We start from the raw sequence: 24338 nt of genomic DNA, 5'->3' as shown, positions 1-24338 counted from the left end.
CAAACAATATTCGTCGAGTTCAGGTAAGTCGGGAGGACAATTCATGACCCAGGGCGGCCCCATCATTATTGCCGGCGGCGGGATCGGCGGTTTGGCGACGGCGATCGGCTTGGCGCAGAAGGGGTTTCCGTCCATCGTTCTGGAAAAGGCGCCCGAACTGGGTGAGATCGGCGCCGGGATCCAGTTGGGCCCGAATGCCTTCCATTCCTTCGACTATTTGGGTGTCGGCGATGCCGCGCGGGATATGGCCGTCTATATCGACAGCTTGCGCCTCATGGACGCCATCAGCGGGGATGAAATTACCCGCATCCCGTTGGACGATGCGTTCCGCACCCGTTTCAAGAACCCCTATGCGGTAGTCCACCGGGGCGATCTGCACGGTGTCTTCCTGCGGGCATGTCGTGAGCACGAATTGATCGAGTTGCGCACATCCAGCGAGGTCATCGACTACGACCAGGACGGCAGCAGCATCACCGCGATCCTGGCGGACCGATCGCGGATCGCCGGCCGGGCCCTGATCGGGGCTGACGGGCTTTGGTCTAAAGTGCGGACCCGGATCGCAGGCGACGGTAAACCGAGGGTTTCGGGGCACACCACCTATCGCTCGGTGATCCCGACGGAGGAAATGCCTAAGGACCTTAGATGGAATGCCGCCACACTATGGGCGGGGCCGAAATGCCATATCGTTCATTACCCGCTATCGGGCTGGAAGGTATTCAACCTGGTGGTCACCTATCACAACGACGCGCCGGAACCGGTGGCGGGCAAACCCGTCAGTCATGACGAAGTCCGCCGCGGATTCGAGCATGTGAATCCGATTGCCCGGCAAATCATCGAAAAGGGCAAGGACTGGAAACTGTGGGTCCTGTGCGACCGCGATCCGATCATGAACTGGGTCGACGGACGGGCCGCCCTGTTGGGCGATGCGGCGCATCCCATGATGCAGTATTTCGCACAAGGGGCCTGCATGGCCATGGAAGACGCTGTTTGTCTGGCCGCGGAAATGGAGGCCGGCGACGGCGACATCGAGAAGGTTCTGCCGGCTTACAACGCCAAGCGCCGGACCCGCACCGCGCGTGTACAACTTCAGTCCCGCGCAATCGGCGACCATATCTATCATCCGTCGGGCGCGCATGCGGAACTGCGCAACCAGATCATGCAGGCGAAAACAGCCGAGGATTGGTATGACGTCGTTCAATGGCTCTATGGATCCACCGGGTTGGAAGGCGCGGTGACCTGATCTCCTCGACAGTTATTTCCACAAATTGGGATAAAAGAAATGTCGGACATCCTACGCGTAAGGACGGAAGGCCCGATCGCCATCCTCACCATGAACAGGCCGGAAAAACGCAATGCGATGTCCGACGCGTTGATCCGTGAGATCGACACTTTCTTTGCCGACCCTCCTGCAGAAACAAAGGTCGTCGTCCTCACAGGAGAAGGCGGTCATTTCTGCGCCGGGCTGGACCTGTCGGAACATGTGGAGCGCGACGCGGAACAGGCAATCCATCATTCCCGCTGGTGGCACCGGATCATGGACCGGATCCAGTTCGGCGGCCTACCCGTTGTCTCCGCCTTGTCAGGTGCCGTGATCGGCGGCGGACTCGAACTCGCTACGGCAACTCATGTCCGTGTCGCCGAACCGTCGGCGATGTTTCAATTGCCGGAAGGCCGGCGCGGCATCTTCGTGGGTGGCGGGGCATCGGTTCGCGTAGGCCGAATCCTGGGCGCCGACCGGATGACGGAAATTATGCTGACAGGCCGGAGATACAATGCGGAAGAAGGTCTCTCCCTCGGCTTGGCGCACTATGCAGTCGGCGAGGGAGAAGGCTTGGCCAAGGCGTTGGAACTGGCGGAGACGATCGCGTCCAACGCGCCGTTGTCCAACTACATGATGATCCAGGCTCTCTCCAGGATTGAGGATATGGCGAAATCTGACGGTTTGTTCGTCGAAAGCCTCTGCGTCGCCCTGGCGCAGACCAGCCCCGACGCGATCGAAGGGCTTCGTGCCTTCCTGCAGAAGCGGAACCCGGATTTTCGGTAAGCGAGATCGCGATGACCGATCATATCCCCCATTCCGTGGAAAGAGAGGATCGTTCAGATGGTTCGATCCTTTTGCAATCCAAGATCCCGCTCGGGCCGGTCGCACGGAACATTGGCGAGTGGCTCGACCGCTGGGCGACCGAGGCGCCGGACCGGGTTTTCATCGCCGAACGCGAGGGCCCGAAAGAGGATGCAGGTTGGCGCGAAGTCACCTATTCGGAAATGCACCGCGCGGTACGGTCGGTCGCGGCTGCGCTGTTGTCCAGGGGGCTTGGCCCCGAACGGCCGGTTTTGATCCTATCCGGCAATGGGGTGGATCACGCAATCCTCAAACTCGCCGCACAGTATGTCGGCATCCCTGTCATTCCACTGGCCGACCAGTACTCGCTGATCCAGGAAGCACATGACCGCTTGATCTACGCGGCGGAAACGGTTCATCCGGGGCTTGTCTTCGCGTTCGACGCCGGGGCTTTTGGCACAGCCCTGTCGCTTCCCGTCTTCGACGACATTGAGAAGGTCGCGACCAAAACGGAAGGGTCGCCTGTTTCGGTCACACCGTTCTCGGATCTGCTTTCCGCCAGCGGCGACGCGGCCGTCGAAGCGGCGCATGCACTTGTCGGGCCCGACACGCTGGCCAAGATCCTGTTCACGTCGGGCTCGACCTCAAACCCCAAGGGCGTGATGACGACCCACGGGATGTTGACGACCAATCAGGCGCAGTTGATTGCAACGCTGCCAATGTTGACCGACCGGCCGCCCAAGATCCTGGACTGGTTGCCTTGGAATCATACATTCGGCGGTAGTCACAATTTCAACCTGATCCTTGCGAATGGCGGCAGTCTTTACATCGATGACGGCCGGCCGATGGGCGATGCCGCCGAGCGCAGCCTGCGGAACCTTCGCGAACACCCGGGCACGCTTTCATTCAACGTGCCGGTCGGATTTTCCATGCAGATGGACGCGATGCGCGACGACGAGGCTTTGCGCAACGCCTATTTCGAGAATCTGGATTTTGTCTTTTACGCCGCCGCTTCCCTGCCGATGGAAACCTGGCGCGTGATCGAGGATTTCGCGCGGGAGGTTCGGGGCAATCCGCCGTTGATGATCTCAGGTTGGGGTTTGACCGAAACCGCGCCGGCCGCCGTCATGGTGCACGAACCCGTCGACCGTTCCGGTATCATCGGCGTGCCCCTGCCGGGCGTCGTCCTGAAACTGCTGCCATTGGGTGAGGGCCGGTACGAGATCAGGCTTTCCGGCGATAATGTCACGCCCGGTTATTACAGGGATCCGGAAAACACCCGGAAGGCATTCGATGAAGAGGGTTTCCTGATCACAAATGACGCCGTGCGCTTCGTAGACCCGAACGACATACATCGGGGCCTTGTTTTCGACGGACGCATCACGGAAGACTTCAAACTGTCGACCGGCACATGGGTGCGCGCGTCCAATCTGCGCCTGACATTGCTGAAGGATTTTGCTCCGGTGGCAGGCGACATGGTGATCGCCGGTCACGACCGGGACGAAATAGGCCTGCTTCTATTCGGCAACCCGGCCGCAATGGAGGCGAGTGGCCTTACCTATGACAGCGACGGCGCGGTGTTCTACGGCGTATCCCTGAGGCAAAAGGTCGAAGACATCCTGCGCATCGTCAACCGGGGCGCGACCGGGTCATCGACCCGGATCGCCCGCGCCATCCTCATGACCGAACCGCCCTCCGTCGCCGACGGGGAGATCACCGCGAAGGGCAGTTTGAACGTGCGGAAGATCCTGGACCGCCGTGCAACGCTTGTTGCGCGCCTGTTCGACGCCAACGATCCGGCCGTTTTCCGCGCCTGACCGTTACCGCCCAGTGGCCGACGGCGGCGCCACATCCAGCAAGGGGGCCGCGTCCAGATCACCGCCACCCAGCATGGTTGCCACTTCCTCCAGCGTCGCGACGATCTCGTCCTGGCGGCCTGCAGGAAGGTCCGCGAAGGCGGCTATGAATTCTTCATGCAGAAGCGGGGGCGCCTTTTTCAGTGACTTTCGGCCCGCCTCCGTCAGTTTCGTATGTACGATGCGTCTGTCGCGGTCACTGCGGTACCGTTCGACCAAACCCCGTTGCTCCAACCGATCGAGGATTGTCGTGACCGTCGCCTGACTCAACGAGACGTCACTGGACAGTCGGCCCGTCGTCACTTCACCCAAGTCGCGAATCGACTGCAACACCATGACCTGCGGTGTCGTCAAACCTGAGGTCTTCGCAATGCGTTTCGATTGAAGATCAATCGCACGGATGATCCGACGCAACGCTACCAGGACGTCGCGCGTTGTATCCGTGTCGGCATTTCTCTTGGCAGCGGCGCGCATTTGGCCGGAACCCGTTCTTGATTCTTTTTGTGTCAGGAAACTGTAACGAACCGGCGGTCCGGGTCAATAGATGCTTACAGGACGAATATTTTGACATCAAAAGTTTTGATGTGTAAGAAGTGGCACGCAAATGAAATCGCCCGCAGCCGATACGCGCCTGATCAGCAGGCCTAGGTGGCGTCGTCGCGTGCCTCTCGCCCCTGAAAGACGAGGCCGACGTGAAAAGCAAACGTTAACGAAAAACGGTATGTGAACCTATGTGTGGAATATGCGGCGAAGTCACCTTCGACGGCAGTTCGGCGTCCCTGAACGCCATTGAGAAAATGATGGATGTCTTGGTGCCGAGAGGCCCGGATTCGGGCGGTGCCATACAACGCGGAAGAAATGCTTTTGGGCACAGGCGGTTGAAAATCATCGATCTTTCGGACCGCGCCGAACAGCCGATGACCGACCCGGATCTGGGCCTGACCATTGCTTTCAACGGCTGCATTTATAACTACAAGGAACTTCGCGCCGAATTGGAGAGCAAGGGTCACCGGTTCTTTTCAGACGGGGACACGGAAGTGATCCTGCGCGCCTATGCGGAATGGAAAACCGATTGCGTCAGCCGGTTCCATGGCATGTTCGCCTTTGCGATCTACGAACGCGAAACCGGGCGCTTGATTCTGGCGCGCGATCGGTTGGGCATTAAGCCGCTTTACCTGGCTGGCGGCCCGGCCAGCGGAAAGCTGCGTTTCGCTTCCTCGCTTCCGGCACTGCTGGCGGCGGGCGATATTGATACAGATATCGACCCGATCGGTCTGCACCACTATATGACCTTCCACGCGGTGGTCCCCCCGCCCCATACCATTTTGCGCGACGTGAAGAAGCTGCCGCCGGCAACGATCTCGATCATCGAACCGGACGGCCGTGAGAAAGACCACATTTACTGGGACGTCCGTTTCGGGCCGACTGCCGAGGAAACACGGTATTCGGACGACGACTGGCGCGACCGGGTAATGGACGCGCTGCGCCTTGCCGTGAAACGGCGCATGGTGGCGGACGTTCCGGTCGGTGTGCTGCTGTCCGGCGGGGTCGATTCCAGTCTGATCGTCGGGCTTCTGGCGGAGGCCGGACAGGAAGGCTTGAAGACTTTCTCTGTCGGGTTTGAAGAAGCGAATGGCGAAAAGGGTGACGAGTTTCAGTATTCGGATCTGATCGCGAAGCATTTCGGAACGGATCATTCGAAGACCTTCGTTGAATCCGCTCGGCTCCTCGACACTTTGCCGAAGACATTTCAGGCGATGTCTGAACCCATGGTCAGCTACGACAATGCCGGGTTCTTTCTGCTCTCCGAGCAGGTATCGCAACATGTGAAGGTCGTTCAAAGCGGTCAGGGAGCAGATGAGATCTTCGCCGGGTATCACTGGTATCCGCCGATGATGCAGTCGAATGATCCGGCCGCGGATTACGCATCGGTTTTCTTCGACCGTGACCAGCAGGAATATACCCAGGCGATCGCATCAAAATATGTCGGTGAGGATTATAGCCGGGCTTTCGTCGCAGAACATTTCGACAGGCACGGCGCCGATGCGCCGATCGACAAGGCACTCAGAATAGATACGACCGTGATGCTGGTCGACGACCCTGTCAAACGTGTCGACAACATGACCATGGCCTGGGGTCTGGAGGCCCGTGTACCGTTCCTGGACCACGAGTTGGTCGAGCTTGCGGCGCGTGTCCCTGCTGAACTGAAACTTCGTGACGGCGGCAAAGGGATTCTGAAGGATGTCGCCCGACAGGTCATTCCAAGCGAGGTGATCGATCGCCCGAAAGGGTATTTCCCGGTTCCCGCCCTGAAGTATATCGACGGGCCGTATCTCGACTATGTCCGTGACGCCCTTTCCTCCAAAGCTGCAAAAGATCGTGGCCTGTTCAAACAGGATTATCTGGACACGCTGTTGTCCAACCCGACCGAGCATATCACGCCCCTCAGGGGTTCGAAGCTTTGGCAGGTAGCCCTGCTTGAAATGTGGCTGCAAACGCATGGGATTTGAGGGCCGGAACACTATGACCGCTATACAGGACCCACGCACCATGGCGATGAAGGAAAAAGCTGACGTGACCGGATCGAGACTGCATCTTGCCTCACTCAAGAATTGGGGTGAGCCGCCCGCGCCGACAGGCGACGACCAGGTCGAACAGGGCGTTAGTGTCGATTGCGGATGGGGCCGCCTGATTTTCGGGCAAACCTTCGAGAGCGCTGCGGCCCTCGCCGAAACGATCCAGGAAGAAGGATCGAACCGTCGTGACGTGGCCTTCTATGTGCGCGAGCCCCATGTCGTGCTAGCGACCGCGCCGCAGGCGTTGTTCCTGGACCCCTCCCACACATTCCGCCTCGGCCTGTCCAACGCGCGCACCGCTGACATGACGGCGGACGGCATCCGCATCCGGCCGGCCGAGCCGGGCGATGAGAAGGCCGTCAACCGCCTCTACCGCGCCTGGTCCATGGTACCGGTGAGCGAGCCGTTCTTCACCCGGATCCAGGATGACCCGACCTTGCAGGTGTTGGTCGCGGAGGATCATCCCGAGGAGGAAGGGATGCGGGAAATAGTCGGCGTGGTCATGGGTGTCGACCACAAGCAGGCGTTCAATGATCCCGATAACGGATCCAGCCTATGGGCCCTGGCCGTCGACCCGCAAGCGAAGAACCCGGGAATTGGCAGAGCCCTGGTCATGGAACTGGCCGGCCGGTTCAAGGGAATGGGACGAAGCTTCATGGACTTGTCCGTGATGCACGACAACAAGGAAGCGATATCTCTTTACCGGAAATTAGGCTTTGAACAGATTCCCGTCTATACGATCAAACGCAAGAACCCGATAAACGAAAAACTTTTCGTCGGTCCGACTGAGGAGCACGGCTTGAACGTCTATGCCCGCATCATCGTCAACGAAGCCAAACGCCGGGGCATTTTCGTTGAAATAGAAGATGCGGAGGCCGGACTGTTTCGCCTGACATATGGTGGACGTTCCGTCGCCTGCCGTGAAGCCTTGAGCGAGTTGACAACCGCGGTCGCGATGAGCCGCTGCGACGACAAGGCGGTTACACGACGGCTGCTGAAGAAAGCCGGATTACGCGCGCCGGACCAGATTTCCATCGATCCCGACAATGGCAACGCAGTGCCCTTCCTACAGAAGTACGGTCGCGTCGTCGTCAAACCTGCACGCGGAGAGCAGGGACATGGTGTTGCCGTCGACCTATCGACGGAGGAAGAAGTCTTGGACGCGATCGACCGCGCGCGTGCAATGTTTGACCACGTCATCATGGAAGAGTTCATCGAAGGTCAGGATCTACGTATCATCGTGATCGACGGGGAAGTCATCGCCGCGGCAATCAGGAGACCTCCGGTGGTTCGCGGCGATGGAGAACATACAATCAAGGAGCTGATCGAAAAACTCAGCCGGCGTCGACGCAACGCCACGGATGGCGAGAGTGAAATTCCCATGGATGGGGAAACGGAGCGCTGCATCCATATTGCAGGCTATACCATGGACGACATCCTGCCCCAGGACGAGACTGTGGCTGTACGCAAGACCGCCAACCTGCATACCGGCGGCACAATCCATGATGTTACCGACGAACTGCATGTTTCGTTGCGCTCGGCCGCGGTCGAAGCGGCGCGGGTCCTGGATATTCCGGTCGTCGGTTTCGACTTCATGGTGAAAGACCCAGCCCAGCCCGGCTATGCCATCATCGAAGCGAATGAGCGTCCGGGTCTGGCCAATCACGAACCGCAGCCTACGGCAGAGAAGTTCATCGACCTGCTGTTTCCACAGACGCAGTCGATGTCCTCCTGAACCGGGCCGTGCGTGTTCGACCTGAAAATCTGAAGACAACGGAGAATACCGTGACTGAAATTAAGCCGCTGACCCCTGAATTGCTGAAAGCCAGCAAGAAGGGCCGCGATTGGGACCTGGACATGGATTACATGGTCGATGTCCTCAACCAGTTGCTGACCACGCCCAGCCCCAGCGGCATGACCGACGCCGTGGTGAACCTCGTCTGCGGTTTGTTCGACGATCTTGGCATCGAATATGAGCTGACCCGTCGGGGTGCGATACGCGCCACTCTGCCCGGTGTCTCGAAGGCGCCGGACCGGGCGATTGTCGCCCATCTCGACACGTTGGGCGCCATGGTGAAGAACCTGAAGAATAACGGACGCTGCGAGGTGGTGCCGATCGGACATTGGTCGGCGCGGTTTGCCGAAGGCGCCCGTGTCACCATCCACTCCGAGCTTGGACAGCATCACGGCACGATCCTGCCGCTGAAAGCGTCGGGACATACCTATAACAAAGAAATCGACACCCAGCCCAGCAGTTGGGAGAATCTGGAAATCCGGGTCGACCGGCGCATTCATTCGAAACAGGACCTGATCGACCACAGCATCAATATCGGCGATACGGTCGTGGTACATGCCAATCCGGTCTTCAGCGACGACGGTTTCGTCTGTTCCCGGCATCTTGACGACAAGGCCGGTGTGGCCGCCCTGCTGACCGCCGCCAAGGCAATCGTCGAGGGTAAGTTCCGCCTGCCCCTTGAATGCCATATCCTGCTGACGATTTCCGAGGAAGTCGGGGTCGGGGCATCCCACGTTCTGCACGGCGATGTCGCCGAGATGGTTTCGATCGACAACGGCACCATCGCACCGGGTCAGAATACCTGCGAATACGGCGCGACCGTCGCCATGCAGGACATGTCCGGTCCCTTCGACTGGCATTTGACCCGTAAATTGCTGACGCTGGCCAAGGCCTTCCAAATCGAACACAGCAGGGACGTGTTCAAATATTACCGCTCCGATGCCGCCGCCGCGTTGGAAGCCGGAAACGACATCCGTACCGCCTTGGTCTGTTTCGCCTGTGATGCCAGCCATGGTTGGGAGCGTACGAATATCGAATCCCTTGAAGCCGTGGCGAACCTGATGGTGGCCTATATGAGGAGCCCGCTGCTTTTCGAGCGGGATGAAATGGCGCTCGGCCCGAAAGAGGATTTTCCCGTCGCGGTCCACACGACGGAGACCGAGGACGCCTATGGCGACGACTGACGGACAAGTGCCGCGTTCGGGGCACATGCCGCTTTCGCAGGATCGCGGGCGAGGGGTCAAATCAGTCTGGTGACGGGCAAGACACGGTACTTGCACGTAACCCTACTTGATGGCCGACGAATTGCCGGTAGTCTCGCCGCGCTATGTCGGTATTCAAGGACCTTTCCCCGCAACTGATTTCGAACGCGTTCGTGGCCTTTTTGTTCGCCGCGAGCGGGCCGGTCGCCATTATCCTCTCGGTGGGGGCGGGCGGGCGCCTGACATCCGAGGAACTCGCTTCCTGGATTTTTGGCGTTTTCATCGTCAATGCGGCAATCAGCCTGTTTTTCTGTCTGAAATACAGACAGCCCCTGTCCTTTTTCTGGACCATCCCCGGCACGGTGCTGATCGGCCCTGCCCTGGACCACCTTACATTTCCGGAAGTCATCGGTGCCTTTCTGGCGACCGGCTTGCTGATGGCGGTGCTTGGTCTGTCCGGCGTCGTCGGACGATTGATGAAGGCCGCGCCGATGCCCATCGTCATGGGAATGGTCGCGGGCGTCTTCATGCAGTTCGGGCTGAACTGGATCGGTGCCCTGCGCGATGACGCTGCAATCGCCATCCCGATGACCGTCGCTTTCATCGCCCTCTCAGCCCTGCCGCGCCTTGCCAAGGCAATGCCACCCCTGATCGGAGCCTTGATCGTCGGAATCGCCGCCTGGGGTATCGTCCACGGCTTCAACATCGACTTGGGCGACAGCGTTTCCCGGGTCGGACTGCCCCTGGTTCATGTGCCGGAATTCAGTCTTCAGGCGATGGTCGAATTGGTCGTTCCGCTGGCGATCACCGTGTTGGTGGTCCAGAACGGCCAGGGCTTCGCCGTGCTGAAATCCGCAGGGCATGAACCGCCGGTCAACGCCATCGCGGTGGCCTGCGGCATCGGCTCCATGGTCGCCGGCATGGTCGGCGGCGCGTCTTCCTGCCTCACCGGCCCGGTCAATGCGATCATCTCGGCAGACGGCCCGAAGGAAAAGCATTATGCCGCCGGCGTGGTTGTCGCCCTTCTTGCCATTCCCTTTGGCCTGATGGCGCCTGTTTTCACCAAAGTGATGTTGGCCGCGCCTGCCGCCTTCATCGCCAGCCTGGCCGGACTCGCCATGCTGAGGGTTCTGCAAATGGCCTTCATGACCGCGTTCCAAGGACGGTTCATCTTCGGCGCGCTGATCACCTTCCTGGTGACCGTCTCAGACCTGACGATCTTCAATATCGGTGCCGCCTTCTGGGGCCTGGTCTTCGGTGTCGTTGCTTCCTGGCTGCTGGAGCGGAAAGACTTCGAGACCCTGGCCTGAAACACGCCCGGAGGCGCAAAGCCATCTACCGGCAGATGCAGTGCGCCTTACCTCGAGGTAACCGCGACGACTTAGTGGTCCCGCTTGGAAGTCTCGTAGGCCGAAGAGACGGTGTAGTAATCGTTGAAGCCGATCCGATCCCGCAATTCGGCGAAATCCATCAGCATCGGTGCGCGATCGGTATCGTCGTGCAAGGCGTGCAACGCGCCAGACATGGCCTTCATCGCGGCCGCCATCAGGGTCAGCGGGTAGGCGGCAATGGCGTATCCGATATCACGCAACTCGTCATGACTGAGATTCGGGGTTTCGCCGCCTTCGACGATATTCGCCATTTTCGGGCCCGGTAGCTCGGAACAGACCCGGCGCATTTCCTCCACCGTTTTCGGTGCCTCCACAAAAAGGATATCGGCGCCCAATTCGGCGAATTTCGCTGCGCGATCAATCGCCTCGCTTAGCCCGTGTTGATGGCGGGCATCGGTTCGCGCAAGGATCAGGATGTCATCGTCAGCGCGCGCATCTACCGCCGCCTTGATTCGGTCAAAGGCTTCGTCCCGGCCGACGACTTCCTTACCGGGCGTGTGGCCGCAGCGCTTCGGCGCGACCTGATCCTCGATCATGACCGCCGCACAGCCGGCCCGGGAAAATCCCGCCACCGTACGCCGCACATTCATGGCATTGCCATAACCCGTATCGCCATCGCCGATCACGGGTATGCTGGTCGCGTCGCAGATGTTGCGCGCCTGATCGACGACTTCTCCATAACTCATCAAACCCAGATCCGGCGCGCCGATGCGGGAGGCGGAGGTCGCAAAGCCACTCATGAAGGTCAGGCCGAATCCTTCCTGCTCGATCATCTTCGCCGACAGCGCGTCGAAGCAGCAGGGCATGACATGCAGTCGTTCGGTCCGCAGCAAGGCACGCAATTGGTTCGGCTGGCTCATACTGGCGACTCCCGTTTCGTCAGGCTCAAAGTTTGAATGGGATGTAGAGGGCAAGGTCCGGCCACAGATAAAGCAAGATGACCGTCAGGAACATCAGGCCCAGGAAAGGCACGACCCCGCGTGCGACATCGGACAGAGACACCCGGGCAACAGATTGAATGACGTAGAGGTTCAGGCCCACCGGCGGCGTGATCAGGGCGCATTCCACCATCACCACGGTGTAAATGCCGAACCAGATCGGGTCCAACCCCAAGCCCATGGCCGCGGGCAACAGCACCGGCACCATGATCAAGACCATCGACAACGCTTCGAAGACCAGTCCCATGACCAACAACACAAGGCTGACCACCACGATGAACATGATCGGCGTGTCGATGTTCTGGGTGATGAAGAAAGAGATTTCCTGAGGGATTCGGTACAGGGTGATCGCCTTACCAAAGACTTTCGCACCGGCAACGATCAATAGAATGGCGACTGTGGTCGCCATCGATTCCAGCACCGCTTCCTTGAACCGATCCCACGTCAGGGTCCGCAGCACCACACCCGTGATCAACAAGGCGGCAGCAAAGCCGATCGCAGCGGCCTCTGTCGGCGTGGCGGCGCCCGTATAGATCGCCCCGATCACCAGAACCGCCAAGGCCATGCTTGGCAGCGCCCGGAAACTTGCGGAACGCCTTTCCTGCCAGGTGGACGGCAGGTCCTTGGTATATCCCCCCATGAATCGCGCATGGATCATGGCGTAGAGTACGAACAGGACCACCAGCGCCAGTCCCGGCCCGATGCCGGCCAGGAATAGGGCGATGACGGATTCCTCGGTGATGAAACCGTAGACGATCATCGGGATCGACGGCGGGATCAGGATGCCCAAGGTACCGCCCGCCGCCAACAGACCGTAAACGAAACGCCGCTCATAGCCGCGGTTGATCATTTCCGGGATCGCGACCGTACCGATCGTCGCTGCCGTGGCCACCGAAGAGCCGGAAATCGCGGCGAAAATCCCGCAGGAAAGAATTGTCGCGACCGCAAGCCCGCCAGGCCAATGGCCGACCCAGGCATGCACCGCAGCGAACAAGTCGCGCCCGACCCCGCCCTTTAGCAGGATATTCGACATCAACAGAAACAGAGGGACCGCAAGCAGGATGAATCCGTCCAGCGTCGAAAGAATGGCCTGCGGGGCCATCAGTGGCGAAAAACCGCCGAAAACCAGCAAGACGAGCCCCAGCCCGCCCAAGGCGAACGCCACCGGCACCCGCAGCAGCAGAAGTGCGAACAGGGCGGCAAGAATCAGAACGATGGTCATTCGAAATGCCCGCCTTCCGCAATGTGATCGGGTTCGCGTCCATGGCCGCCGACGGCCCGTGCGGCTTCGAAGAGGGCTTGCACGAACAACATCGCAAAACCGAAGGGTACAGACAGTTCGGCGACCCAGGACGGCAGGTCCAGCATCGATCCCGTCGTGCGGCCGCGTTCGAAACTGTCCAGGAAGATATCGCCCCCCTTCCAGACGACCATGGCGCTCAGCCAGGCGACAAACAGCATGGCCCCGGCATCGGTCCAGCGCCTCACTTTGGGCGACAGCAGGTTGACGACCGCGTCGACAGCGATATGGCGACGTTCGCCCAGCGCCCAGGCCATGGCGAGAAGCGATCCCCAGATCAGGCAGAGCTGCGATAGTTCGGCAGCCCAGATCGTAGGCTTGGTGAAAAAGTACCGGGCAACGACCTCGTAGGTCAGCATGACGCCGGCCGCCACGAACAAGAACGCCGACAGCCAGGCCATGACCCGGACCAGTTTGTTGAAAATTTGCATGCACTCACCGTCAGGCAGTGGCTGTCACGGCTTCAAATTAATTTGGAAGCCGCAATCAATGCGGCGCCGCCCGATCGGCCAATGACCGGCGGACGGCGCCACGTTGTTGCGATTGGCCCTTAAAGCTTGCTGGCTTCTTCCAGGATCTTCACACCCAGATCGCCAGCCTTCTTCTTATAGGCGTCGTAAACAGGCTGGGAGACCGCACGCCATGCCGCCAATTCCTCAGCGGTCGGCTGGTAGACGGTCATGCCGTTTTCTTTCGCGGCCGCATAGGCACCGGCTTCGATTTCGGCCATCTTGTTGCGGACGCTGGCCTCGGCCTTCATGGCCGCGGCCTCGATGACCGCCCTATGGGCGTCGCTGAGGCCGTTCCAGAAATCCGTGTTCACGACCACGATGAATTCGATATCGGCATGGTTCGTGACCGTGATCGTATCCATCACTTCCCAAAGCTTCCGGGATTTGACGCCTGAAACGCCGGTCATGCCGATATCGACCGTTCCTCGCTGATAGGCGAGATACTGTTCCGACCCGGAAATCAGCGTCGGCGCACCACCGGCGGCGGTCACGAAATCACCCAGCGTCTTGCCGAAAACGCGGACCTTCTTGCCCTTCATGTCTTCAGGCGTCTTAACCGGCCCGCCATTGGACAGCATGATCGCACCGCCGTAAGCCTGCCACCAAAGAACCGTGGACCCGGTTCCCCGAATTGCCTTGTCGAGCGGCGCGCGGACCGGGGATCCCTTCGCCACGGCGGCACGAACCTTCGCTTCCGTGTCGAACAGGAATGGTTGGTAGAAGATGTCCACCGCCGGAATATCGCCGACATAGCGTGTCAGCGAGGCGACGCCCATTTCGATGGCGCCGGAGCCGACCGCGGCGGGAACTTCCTTATCCTTGTAAAGCTGGGCGCTGTCGTAGATTTCGACAGCTATTTCGCCATTCGACTTGGATTCGACCTCTTCCTTGAAGACCAGCAGATTCTGACCCAGATGGCTCTTCATCGGAAGTTGCAGGGAAATCCGCAACGTCACATCGGCGGCGATGGCCTGAGCCGCGGAAAAGCCCATGGTCATGGCCATCCCGGCAGCAAGCAGCATGCGTTTCATGTTAAATCCTCCCATTCAGATTTCGTTTTTCCGCCAGGACCATAGCCGTACGGCAAAAAAAACGTCAACGCTTATGGAAGGTGGAGAATCCCGAGACTCTCAGTCTTTCCCGTAAGCCGAAAATCTATCCGGGCTGCATTGGTGACGGATACGGGCGCGCCGTCTATTCCGCGGCAACCGCTTCCTCGCCCGTGGCGATCGCCAACCAGTATCGGGCCTTCTCAAGATCGCCATGCTCCGATTCTTCCAATTCCGCCATCAGGCGGCAGACACGGGGTTCGGGAACCTTGTTTTGCTTTGCGACGATATCCAGGTGGTTGCGCGCCTCGCCCCACAGGCCTGCCTTCAGTGCCGCCTCGGCGAGCGCGATATGACCTTCCTTGTGATTGGGGTTGAGGCTGAGCAGATGCTCGAACCGTTTCACCTGTTCCAGCGGGCTCGCCCCCTCCGGGGCGATGTCCCGATAAGCGCGGCTGATCGACGGATCCGGGTTCTTGCTCCAGGCATCTTCCAGTAAGCGCGCCGCCTTGCTGTCCTTGCCCCGCAAGGCGAGCAACCGGGCCGACAGCGTAACGCCCTCGGGCAGGTCGTCCACCAGCTTGTTCGCCTGATTGGAAAGCTTGAGGGCCTGCTCGAAATCACCCGCCGCGCGCAGCTCCTGCGCTTTGGCGATCAAGAGTTTGGCTTTGGTGCGTTTGCCTTCGCCATCCGGCAGGGCTTTGTACCGAATCGCCGTTTCAACGGTCTTCAGGGCCGCGTCCAGATCCCCGCTCTCGCGTTGAAGATCGAGCAAGTGCCGGGCCGCCCAGCCTGTGGAGGGCCGCAGGTTGAAGGCTTTCTCGGCCAATTCGCGCGCCTTGGCCGTGTTTCCGTCGCTGATCGCCTGCATCAACAGACCGCGTGTTCCGAGGAAAGCCATGTCCTGGTCTTCCAGCATTTCCTCGAAGTACTTCGTCGCTGCCTTGGAATCACCTTCCAGCTGCGCCGCCTGTGCGGTCAGAAGCCGGGTAAGCGGCGGATCATGGAGTAATGAATCGGCCTTGCGCGCCAGTCTCCTGGCTTCCTGCGGATCGCCGGCAGCGACTGCGACCAGGCCCTGGGTCAGTGTCTTGTATCCGCGTTCCCGTCGAGCGATCCGACGATTTTCCATGAATCGGCCCGGCGCCCCCAGGATCCCGCTGGAAAACCGGGCGAAGAGAATCGCGAGGATGACAAAGATCAGCATGCCCAGCGCAAAGAGGCTGGCGGAGATATCCACGTGCCACCCCTGCCAATCCAGACTTATACGGCCCGGATACTTTGCAAGATACAGCGCGGCCGCGACGATCAGCCCGATCTTGATGAAAAGAAATATCGCCCGAACCATGTGTCTATCCCGTCTTCACCCGGTGCATCGCGGATCCCTCAGCCGCCCGTCGCGGCCATGCGCAATCGCGCCAAGGCGGCGTCGCGCAAGACTTTCAGGGAGTTATTCGCCGCAATCCGCTGCTTTGCTTTCGTCACCCAATCCGCGATGACGGCGTCTTCGCCGGCCAGCGGTTCGACCGCCATGACCGCGCCGGAGAGATCTCCTGCTTCCAGGGCTGCTTCCGCGCGTGACACGGCGGGCGCGGATTCGGAAGAATCCGTGCGCCGGATACTGACCAGACCGCGCAGTTCCGCGAGCGTTTCATCCACCCAGCCTTCCGCGCCGGCGACCCGCTCGACCCGGTCAACGATCGGCGCCACATCCCCGAAAGCGTCGATCAGGTCTGCGCGACTGGGAATGACCAAATCCTTCAACGGCGACAAGGCCGCGACGGCGTCTTGAACATCCGCATCATCCGGGGCCAGCGCCGCGATATCCGACAACGTGCCGCCGAAGGGTTCGGACGCCGCCATCAGACTGTCCAATTGCCCGACCGCGAGGACGAGGGCCGCTTCGCTGCCGCTCGGCCCGCCATAGGCGGTTTCGATTTGCGCCAATCGGCGTTCGACGGCGGCAATACGATCCGTCACCGTCTCGATGCCCGATCGAATGGCGTCGAACTGATCTGCGAAAGTGGACAGTTCCGCCCGAAATGCCTCAAGGCTGTCATCGGCGCGAGTATCCATGGCATTCACCCGGGCGCGCAGGGCATCGACCGCCTCGTTCAGCGGTGTCAGGTCAACTTGATCCGGCGAGGTTGCGGGCGCGTTCGCCATCGCATCCTCCAGCGCCGCCAACCGGTCGGCGAGCGGCGCCAGCGCCCCGTCAAGATCGACGGGTTCTGCCGCTGGGGCCGGTTCAGGCGCGGGACGGTTTTCCAGGGCACCGATGCGGCCCTTCAGCGCATCGACCGCCGCCGCCAAAGTCGTGTCCGGCGGTGCCGGCGCCGGGGCCGGCGGTGGGCCGAAGAAACGGCTGAGATGCGCGTTCAAGGAAGACTCGACCCCCGGACGCCAATAGCTTTGCGTGGCAAGCCCGGCGGCGGAACCCAGCGCAATGATCAGCGCGACCCAAGCCAGACCGCTGGCCTTGCGCGGCGGCGCGGCCGATGCGGCAACCGGGGCAGCAGGCGGCGCCACGGTTTCTTCCTGTGCCGTCACCTGTTCTGCTTCGGCTTCTTTTTCTTTGGCTTCATTTTCTGGTGTGTCGTTGGCGGCCACGGTGTCTTCTTTCGTCTCTACAGCCTGATCGTCGGACTGCTGTTCGACAGGCGGCATTTCTTCCATCACCGCCGATGTCGACTCTTCCTTGTTGTCTTCGGAAGGAGCGCTCGATTGCTCTGTCTCATCCCGGGCAATATCCAGGGAAACGCCCTCCTTTTCGGCCACCGCCTGGACTTCCTCCCAGCGGTTTTCGGGAATGTGATTGCGCGTTTTCCAGCCCTGAATCGTGCTGGGCGTCACACCCAGCTTCTGCGCCATGGGACGGATTCCGCCAAACCGCTCAATGACGGTTTCTGCGTCCGGCAATCTCTCGACCGATGTTTCGGCCGGTTTTTCGTCACTGGTGTCGGTCATGGTCTCTCCCGGCAACGGCGTCTCGATAACGGATGAGCCTTTTGCCGATTCTTCTTCCGCCGCATCGTCCGGCGTGTCGGCTGCTTGCGCAGGTGTAGTTTGCAGCGCAAGACGTACAGCTTGCAACAAAGAAGCCCGGTCCGGCGTCTCGGCAATGACGATTTCTCGCCAATCGAGGGTTTTTGCCGCCTCCGCAACATTGGCGCTGAGACACAGCGCGCTCAGCGCCGGTGCGGCATCCTGCCGCTCCGCCCTGGTCAGCAGGTCACACACGATCCGCGCCGTACGCGGCGAGAACAAGGCAACACCGTCAATGGTTCCTTCGTCCAACGCCTCTGCCACCGCACTGGGCAATTCTTCCGCAGCGACCGCGTCATAGAGCACCTGCCGGTCGACCGTGAAACCACGCTCGGTAAGCAGACCGGCCAGATCGCCTGCCCGTTCGCTGCCGGCAACATGCAGCAGCCTGCCATCTTGCGGCTTGCGGTGATCGGCAATGAAATCGGCGAGCATGTTAACATCGCCACCAGCCGCGTACACCTCTCCAAATCCGGCTGTACGTGCTTCATCGGCGGTATTGCTGCCAACCGCATAGACCGGCAAAGCCCGGAGGTCGGTAGCATGGCCAAATGCACGTACACCATTCGCGGACGTGAACAGCACTGCCCCTATCCCGTCCAAATGTACGTCCACCGATCTGTAGGTGATGCTCATCACCGGTGCGACCAGGGATCGGACCCCGATTTGCGAGAGAGCTTCGGAAAGGGCTTCGGCATCCTCTGTTGGACGAGGAACCCACAGGGTCGGGATCGGTGCGCCCGGCTGCCGGTTGGCCCCGTCTGCGTCGTTGGCGTTCATGGCCGGTAGCTGTCATCCATATCGGCGGCGAGGGTCTTGCCGGCATCGATCGCAAGGGCGAGGGCATCCCCCAACGGTCCGCTCCGCTCGACGCTCATCATGCCGGACCCGTCTGGGCGCGCCACGAGACCGCGAAAACGAACCTGGTCGCCGACGGCCTCCGCCAATCCGCCTATCGGCGTCCGGCACGACCCGTCCAATTCCGCCAAAAAGGCGCGTTCCGCCGTCACGCGCCATGCGGTATCCGGATCATTCAGCGGCGCGAGCAGCTCCAGTATGTCGTCTGCGCCCGCCCGCGTCGTTATGCCGATAGCCCCCTGGGCCACCGCGGGCAGCAGTTCTTCCGGCGCCAAAGCCGTTGCCGCGATATCCTCCATGCTGAGGCGGTTCAGGCCCGCCATCGCGAGCAGCGTGGCGTCCGCCTCGCCGGAAGCAAGTTTGCGAAGCCGCGTCTGAACATTACCGCGAAAGGGGACGACCTTCAGATCCGGCCGTTTCGCCAATATCTGTGCCTGACGGCGGAGCGAGGAGGTGCCGACCACAGCCCCTTCCGGTAGATCCGCAAGGCGGGAAGCCGTCGGGCAGATCAACGCATCGCGCACATCCTCGCGCGGCAGGAAGGCGCCAAGCACGATTCCGTCGGGCAGCCAGGTTTCCAGGTCCTTCATGGAATGGACGCCGATATCGACGCGGTTTTCCAGCTGGGCCGCATCCAATTCCTTGCTGAAAAGGCCCTTGCCGCCGATCTCGGAAAGCGGACGGTCCTGCACCTTGTCGCCGGTCGTCTTGATCTCGATGATTTCGACATTCAAATCGGGATGCGCCGCCAAAAGACGGTCGCGCGCTTCATAGGCCTGCGCCAGGGCCAGCGGCGAACCGCGCGTCCCGATGCGAAGGGGGCCTAATCTGGAAGTAGGGGAAAGCGATGATGATTGCATGGCCGAAGCTGTAGCCTATTGGCTCCCGTTGCGCTACACCCCCGAAACAATATTTGGATCACCGCCCGCACAAAACTCGCACGCGAATTTGGGACGGGGCGAAAGGGCATTTCATGCTGGTTCTGGGGCTTGAAACCTCCTGCGATGAAACTTCCGCCGCGATCGTTCGCGACGACGGCACGATTTTGAGCAACGTCGTTCTGTCGCAACTCGACGAGCATCGCCCCTATGGCGGCGTCGTGCCGGAAATCGCTGCCCGCAGCCATCTCGATCACCTCGACGGGGTCGTTCGGCAGGCCTTCAAGGAAGCCGGCATCGGTTTCGGCGATTTGCGCGGTATCGCCGCGACAGGCGGCCCTGGCCTGATCGGCGGGGTGATGGTCGGCGTTACCGCCGGCAAGACCATGGCACTCGCCCGCGGACTGGATTTCGTCGCCGTCAACCACCTGGAAGCACATGCCCTGACGGTCAGGCTGAGTGATTCGGCCGAATTCCCCTACCTGCTGCTACTCGTTTCGGGCGGACATTGTCAGCTTCTGGCGGTTCGCGGCGTGGGTGACTACAGGCTTTACGGATCGACCATGGACGATGCCCTGGGCGAGGCATTCGACAAAACGGCGAAACTGCTGGGCCTGGGTTATCCCGGCGGGCCCGCACTGGAACGGGCTGCAGATAACGGCGACCCGAGCCGCTTCGACCTGCCGCGCCCGATGTTGGGCCGGCCCGGCTGCGATTTTTCCTTTGCCGGGTTGAAGACCGCCGTGCGTCAGACACTCGACCGTCTGCCCAAGGTGACCGAGCAGGATATCGCGGACATCGCCGCCGCCTTTCACAAATCCGCCGCAGCCGTCTTGCGCGACCGCTGCCGCCGCGCGGTGGAGCGGTTTCGGCAAGAAGAGGGCGTCGAGGGATCGGTAACCCTGGTCGTCGCCGGCGGCGTCGCCGCCAACAAGCGCCTGCGGGCCGAATTGACCGATTTGGCGGCGGTTGAGGACTTGCGTTTCGTCGCCCCGCCAATCGCATTATGCACCGACAATGCGGCCATGGTTGCCTGGGCCGGAATCGAACATTTGCGCCTGGGCCGAAAGGACCGGCTGGATTTCGCACCGCGTCCGCGTTGGCCGCTCGACCCGACAGCCCGCACGCGGAAGGGCAAATTGGCGATTTTGCCTCACCAGACGCCCATCGAAGGTGCGCAATGAGCAAACTGGCCGTCATCGGCGGCGGCGCCTGGGGCACCGCGCTTGCCTCATTGGCCTGCGAGGCGGCGCCGGACGGAGCCCTGACCCTGCTATGGGCCCGCAATGAAACAGTCGTGACCGATATCAACGAAGGCCGCGGCAATCCGACATATTTGCCGGACGTTGCCTTGTCTTCGGCATTGCGGGCGACCAGCGATCTGGCCGACGCCGTATCGGATGCGGACATTGTCCTGCTTGTCACCCCAGCGCAGGCATTGCGCGGCATCGCCCGCGCCCTTGCGGCGCATTTGGCGCCCGGTGCCGCCTTGGTGGTATGCGCCAAGGGGATCGAGCAGGGGAGCCTGAAACCGATGACCACGGTTCTGGCGGAAGAAGTGCCCGGTTATCCGGCCCTGGTCCTGTCCGGGCCGACCTTCGCGCGGGAAGCGGCGTTGGGGCGGCCGACCGCCTTTGTCCTGGCCGGCCGCGACCGGACGGTCGTCGAGCGGGTCTCGGCAAGGATCGCGCTGCCGACCTTCAGGCCCTATATCAGCGAGGACGTCGTCGCCGTGGAAATGGGCGGGGCGATCAAAAACGTTCTGGCCATTGCCTGCGGCATCGTCGCCGGCCGTGACCTGGGGGAAAATGCGAAAGCCGCGCTGATCACCCGCGGGCTTGCCGAAGTGACGCGATTGATCGTCGCGCTTGGCGGACAGATGGAAACGGTTCAGGGATTGAGCGGCCTCGGCGATCTGGTCCTGACGGCGGGAAGCCTGCAATCACGGAACATGTCCCTTGGCCACGCGCTGGGCGAGGGTAAATCCCTGGAAGAGGTCTTGGGATCCCGGCGATCCGTGACGGAAGGCGTCTGGACCGCCGCCGCCATCACACATATGGCCCGGCAGCACGGCGTCGATATGCCGATCTGCTCCGCGGTGAACGCTATCGTCACCGAGGGCGAGGATATCGGCGAGGTGATCGACGGCTTGCTCTCCCGCCCCCTGACCGAGGAATAACCCCTCGAAAGCCGGGATGCTATCCGCGGATCTAGCGGCGGAACAGGGCCATATGTTCCCCGATGGCCTTTTCCATCTCGGTATTGAAATCCGCCATCAGCTTCTCGGTCATTTCGTACCAGATCTTTTCGCGCTCGTTGAAGGTCGCATCCTCGGGCACTGTCTGGCTTCGCTTGACGGTCACCGTCGCTTCCGCCGCCCTCTGACTGGTCAGATCCTCCGCGGACAGGGTGGCGGTCAAGGTCGCATCGTAGCGATGGCCCTGGTCGGTGGTGACGAGCCCGGTGAGCCCGGTCTCCTTATCCAGTTTCGTTTCGACAACGCTTGCGTCGATCACGGTCAGCGTTGCCGTGCCGGCGGCGCCTTCCGCCCGCAGGCGGCCGGGAACCCAACCTTCCACCGTCTTCGCGATATCGACGGGGAATTCATGCTCCACATTCGGCGCGATCAGCGGCTTCTGATAGAGCGACTTGGCGGTAACGGTGGCAACATCCAGGGTGATTGGCGGCAGATGATTGAAGGTGATGCGTGCATAGCTCGGCACCTCCACATGGGTCTCGCAACCCGCCACCAGCAAAACGACAGCCGCCAGAACGCTCTTCAAACCGAATTTCATCTCGATCACCCTCCATGCCCCCGCAAAATCGATTCTACGATCGACCGGTTTCGCCAGCTTATGCCGATTTGGCCTCGCGGATCACTTCCGATGTGAAGCTGCGCGTCGTATTGCAGAACTCGCACGTCATGACGACAGCACCATCCGTCAAGACCTCGTCGATCTCTTCCTCGCTCAAGGCGGTCAGCGCGTTCAGCATGCGCTCGTCCGAACAGCGGCAAACATCCTGAACCGGCCGCGGTTCGAAAACCCGCACGCCGTCCTCATTGAACAGTCGAAACAGCATATCCGCCGGCGGCAGGTCCGGATCCAGCAGTTCAACGCTGGTGGCGGAACTCAGCAGCGTCGTGGTCCGCCGCCAATCCTCCTCGTCGAGTTCGACGCCACCGCTGCCCCCTTCCGCGGGCAGGTGCTGCACCACGATGGCGGAAGCCCGCCAGGCACCGGTCCCGTCCTTGCCGGCAGCGAGCGACACGGCGGCATCGAATTGCGCCGATTGTTCGAAATAATGATGGATGACATCGGCGAGCGATGCCCCGTCGAGCGAGACGATTCCCTGATGCCGCTCGGCCGAGGTACTAAAATCGACCGTATAGGCGAGATAGCCCGCACCCAATAGTTTCGGAACCAAGGCATTGGCCGCATCCGCCAGACCCGGCACCTCGCCCTTCACCTGGGCAAAGCCGCGAACATGGCCGTCATGGGTGACATCGGCGACCATCATCGGCACCGCGCCGTCGCCCTTGGTCTGCAGGGTGAAGACGCCTTCATATTTCAGGGCCGTCGCGAGGCCGACCGCCAGGGCGAGAAATTGGCCCAGCAGCACGGAGACGGCTTCCGGCAAATCGTGCCGCTGCAGGATCGCATCCAGAACCGGCCCGAGTTTAACCGACCGGCCACTCATGCCGGTGCGTTCGATCATGAAGGGTTGGATCACGTCGTCCTGGATCCAGGCGGAAATGTCGACCGAAGTCGCATCACCGTCACGATCGATGGAGATTTCACTTTTCGGAAAAGTCATGAATAGAAAAACCCGTTATCACTTCTGACGTTCAATACATGGAACGCGCCGCATCCGAGCGGCGCTCAATTCCGGCCTCATCGTGCCGGTCCCGGAACCGGGCCGCCTCCCCCAACGGTATCACGGCCCGGATTGCGGTGTTACGACAGGCAATGGGCCAAAATGCCTTTTTGTGCATGCAGCCGGTTTTCCGCCTCGTCCCAGACGACCGATTGCGGACCGTCGATGACGTCTGCGGTCACCTCCTCCCCGCGATGGGCGGGCAGGCAATGCATGAAGATGGCGTCTTTCGCCGCCATGTCCATAAGCCGCTGATCAACCTGATAGGGTTTCAGCATGTTATGGCGCGTTGCGGCCGCTTCTTCGTCCTCATCGCCCATGGAAACCCAGACATCGGTGACGACGCAATCCGCGCCTGTCACTGCAGCGTCGGAATCGTGGACAACCTCGATCGACCCGCCTTCGCGCTTAGCCCAGTCCAGCACGTCCTGCGGCGGCGGCAACATCTCGGGACAAGCGATCTTCAGCGTGAAGCCGAAGCGGACGGCGGCATGGATCCAACTGGTCGCCATGTTGTTGCCGTCGCCGGACCAGGCGACCGTCTTGCCCGCAATGGAACCGCGATGCTGCTCATACGTCATCACATCCGCCATCAATTGGCAGGGATGGGTGCGGTCGGTAAGACCGTTGATAACCGGGACACTCGCGTATTCGGCCAATTCCAGAAGCTTTTCCTCCTGGGTCGTGCGGATCATGATTCCGTCCACATAGCGCGACAGGACGCGGGCCGTATCGGCGATCGTCTCACCCCGGCCCAACTGGGTTTCGGCGGGTGTCATGATCACCGTCTCGCCGCCCAGCTGACGCATGCCCAGGTCGAAACTGATCCGGGTCCGCGTCGAGGGCTTTTCGAAGATCAACGCCAAGGCCTTGCCGGCCAGCGGCTTGTCGCCGGCGCGGGGCCCGTCCTTGCGGAAGGCGTTCCCCAAATCGATCATCGTGCGCAATTCGTCCTGGCTGAACTTATCCAGGTCCAGGAAGTGTTTTGTCTCGGCCATGG

At 61.1% G+C, this 24338-nt stretch carries 20 protein-coding genes; 9 read left to right on the top strand and 11 right to left on the bottom strand.

Features of this window, described 5'->3' with window-relative positions:
• Window positions 1–43: 43 nt before the first annotated feature.
• Genes ACQK2G_RS22605 through ACQK2G_RS22595 form a run of 3 tightly spaced genes read left to right on the top strand, consistent with a single transcriptional unit; the run spans window position 44 to window position 3879 of the window.
• A complete protein-coding gene (locus tag ACQK2G_RS22605) occupies window positions 44–1240 on the top strand; it encodes a 3-hydroxybenzoate 6-monooxygenase (RefSeq protein ID WP_425407301.1) in 1197 nt (398 codons plus the stop codon).
• A 39-nt stretch (window positions 1241–1279) separates the two neighbouring features.
• A complete protein-coding gene (locus ACQK2G_RS22600; RefSeq protein WP_425407300.1) occupies window positions 1280–2044 on the top strand; it encodes a crotonase/enoyl-CoA hydratase family protein in 765 nt (254 codons plus the stop codon).
• Window positions 2045–2055: 11 nt separating this feature from the next.
• Window positions 2056–3879, top strand: a complete 1824-nt coding sequence (locus ACQK2G_RS22595; protein WP_425407299.1) for a feruloyl-CoA synthase — start codon at window positions 2056–2058, stop codon at window positions 3877–3879.
• Window positions 3880–3882: 3 nt separating this feature from the next.
• Here ACQK2G_RS22595 and ACQK2G_RS22590 read toward each other — a convergent pair whose 3' ends face one another.
• Window positions 3883–4392 carry a MarR family winged helix-turn-helix transcriptional regulator gene (locus ACQK2G_RS22590; protein ID WP_425407298.1) on the bottom strand — a complete coding sequence of 170 codons (510 nt, stop codon included), beginning with the start codon at window positions 4390–4392 and terminating at the stop codon, window positions 3883–3885.
• Between the two features lie 257 nt (window positions 4393–4649).
• Between ACQK2G_RS22590 and ACQK2G_RS22585 the strand changes: the two genes are divergently transcribed.
• The 4 genes from ACQK2G_RS22585 to ACQK2G_RS22570 all read left to right on the top strand — a co-directional run bounded on the left by ACQK2G_RS22585 (window position 4650) and on the right by ACQK2G_RS22570 (window position 10801).
• Complete coding sequence (locus ACQK2G_RS22585; protein WP_425407297.1) at window positions 4650–6428, top strand: N-acetylglutaminylglutamine amidotransferase; 1779 nt, start codon at window positions 4650–4652, stop codon at window positions 6426–6428.
• Between the two features lie 13 nt (window positions 6429–6441).
• Window positions 6442–8229 carry an N-acetylglutaminylglutamine synthetase gene (gene ngg / locus ACQK2G_RS22580; protein WP_425407296.1) on the top strand — a complete coding sequence of 596 codons (1788 nt, stop codon included), beginning with the start codon at window positions 6442–6444 and terminating at the stop codon, window positions 8227–8229.
• A gap of 50 nt (window positions 8230–8279) precedes the next feature.
• On the top strand, window positions 8280–9473 hold the full coding sequence (locus ACQK2G_RS22575; RefSeq protein ID WP_425407295.1) for an osmoprotectant NAGGN system M42 family peptidase: 1194 nt from the start codon (window positions 8280–8282) through the stop codon (window positions 9471–9473).
• A gap of 143 nt (window positions 9474–9616) precedes the next feature.
• The gene (locus ACQK2G_RS22570) at window positions 9617–10801 is read left to right on the top strand and encodes a benzoate/H(+) symporter BenE family transporter (protein WP_425407294.1); all 1185 of its coding nucleotides are present in this window, start codon (window positions 9617–9619) and stop codon (window positions 10799–10801) included.
• Between the two features lie 71 nt (window positions 10802–10872).
• On the opposite strand, the gene ACQK2G_RS22565 is transcribed toward ACQK2G_RS22570, so the two are convergent.
• The 7 genes from ACQK2G_RS22565 to hemC all read right to left on the bottom strand — a co-directional run bounded on the left by ACQK2G_RS22565 (window position 10873) and on the right by hemC (window position 19444).
• Window positions 10873–11742, bottom strand: a complete 870-nt coding sequence (locus tag ACQK2G_RS22565; RefSeq protein WP_425407293.1) for an isocitrate lyase/PEP mutase family protein — start codon at window positions 11740–11742, stop codon at window positions 10873–10875.
• A 25-nt stretch (window positions 11743–11767) separates the two neighbouring features.
• A complete protein-coding gene (locus tag ACQK2G_RS22560; RefSeq protein ID WP_425407292.1) occupies window positions 11768–13042 on the bottom strand; it encodes a TRAP transporter large permease in 1275 nt (424 codons plus the stop codon).
• Window positions 13039–13551, bottom strand: a complete 513-nt coding sequence (locus tag ACQK2G_RS22555; protein WP_425407291.1) for a TRAP transporter small permease — start codon at window positions 13549–13551, stop codon at window positions 13039–13041. Before ACQK2G_RS22555 ends, ACQK2G_RS22560 begins: the two co-directional genes overlap by 4 nt.
• Window positions 13552–13670: 119 nt before the next feature.
• Window positions 13671–14663, bottom strand: a complete 993-nt coding sequence (gene dctP, locus ACQK2G_RS22550; RefSeq protein ID WP_425407290.1) for a TRAP transporter substrate-binding protein DctP — start codon at window positions 14661–14663, stop codon at window positions 13671–13673.
• Between the two features lie 163 nt (window positions 14664–14826).
• Window positions 14827–16029, bottom strand: coding sequence for a heme biosynthesis protein HemY (locus tag ACQK2G_RS22545; RefSeq protein ID WP_425407289.1), 1203 nt, complete (start codon window positions 16027–16029; stop codon window positions 14827–14829).
• A 38-nt stretch (window positions 16030–16067) separates the two neighbouring features.
• Window positions 16068–18506, bottom strand: coding sequence for a uroporphyrinogen-III synthase (locus ACQK2G_RS22540; protein ID WP_425407288.1), 2439 nt, complete (start codon window positions 18504–18506; stop codon window positions 16068–16070).
• Complete coding sequence (hemC, locus tag ACQK2G_RS22535) at window positions 18503–19444, bottom strand: hydroxymethylbilane synthase (RefSeq protein ID WP_425407287.1); 942 nt, start codon at window positions 19442–19444, stop codon at window positions 18503–18505. The genes ACQK2G_RS22540 and hemC overlap by 4 nt, the downstream gene beginning before the upstream one ends.
• A 113-nt stretch (window positions 19445–19557) precedes the next feature.
• On the opposite strand from hemC, the gene tsaD reads away from it, so the two are divergent.
• Together tsaD and ACQK2G_RS22525 are read left to right on the top strand one after the other, a co-directional pair.
• Window positions 19558–20646, top strand: coding sequence for a tRNA (adenosine(37)-N6)-threonylcarbamoyltransferase complex transferase subunit TsaD (tsaD, locus tag ACQK2G_RS22530; RefSeq protein ID WP_425407286.1), 1089 nt, complete (start codon window positions 19558–19560; stop codon window positions 20644–20646).
• Window positions 20643–21641: an NAD(P)H-dependent glycerol-3-phosphate dehydrogenase gene (locus ACQK2G_RS22525; RefSeq protein ID WP_425407285.1), complete on the top strand. Its 999-nt coding sequence runs from the start codon at window positions 20643–20645 to the stop codon at window positions 21639–21641. The genes tsaD and ACQK2G_RS22525 overlap by 4 nt, the downstream gene beginning before the upstream one ends.
• Window positions 21642–21672: 31 nt before the next feature.
• On the opposite strand, the gene ACQK2G_RS22520 is transcribed toward ACQK2G_RS22525, so the two are convergent.
• From ACQK2G_RS22520 to argF, 3 genes are all read right to left on the bottom strand, one after another.
• Window positions 21673–22257 carry a hypothetical protein gene (locus ACQK2G_RS22520; protein WP_425407284.1) on the bottom strand — a complete coding sequence of 195 codons (585 nt, stop codon included), beginning with the start codon at window positions 22255–22257 and terminating at the stop codon, window positions 21673–21675.
• A 58-nt stretch (window positions 22258–22315) separates the two neighbouring features.
• On the bottom strand, window positions 22316–23278 hold the full coding sequence (locus ACQK2G_RS22515; RefSeq protein ID WP_425407283.1) for an Hsp33 family molecular chaperone HslO: 963 nt from the start codon (window positions 23276–23278) through the stop codon (window positions 22316–22318).
• A gap of 140 nt (window positions 23279–23418) precedes the next feature.
• On the bottom strand, window positions 23419–24336 hold the full coding sequence (gene argF / locus ACQK2G_RS22510; RefSeq protein WP_425407282.1) for an ornithine carbamoyltransferase: 918 nt from the start codon (window positions 24334–24336) through the stop codon (window positions 23419–23421).
• Window positions 24337–24338 lie beyond the last annotated feature (2 nt).

This window comes from Hwanghaeella sp. (genome assembly GCF_965227365.1).
Taxonomy (GTDB): Bacteria; Pseudomonadota; Alphaproteobacteria; order UBA8366; family Aestuariispiraceae; genus Hwanghaeella.
This window is presented reverse-complemented; position numbering and strand designations above follow the sequence as displayed.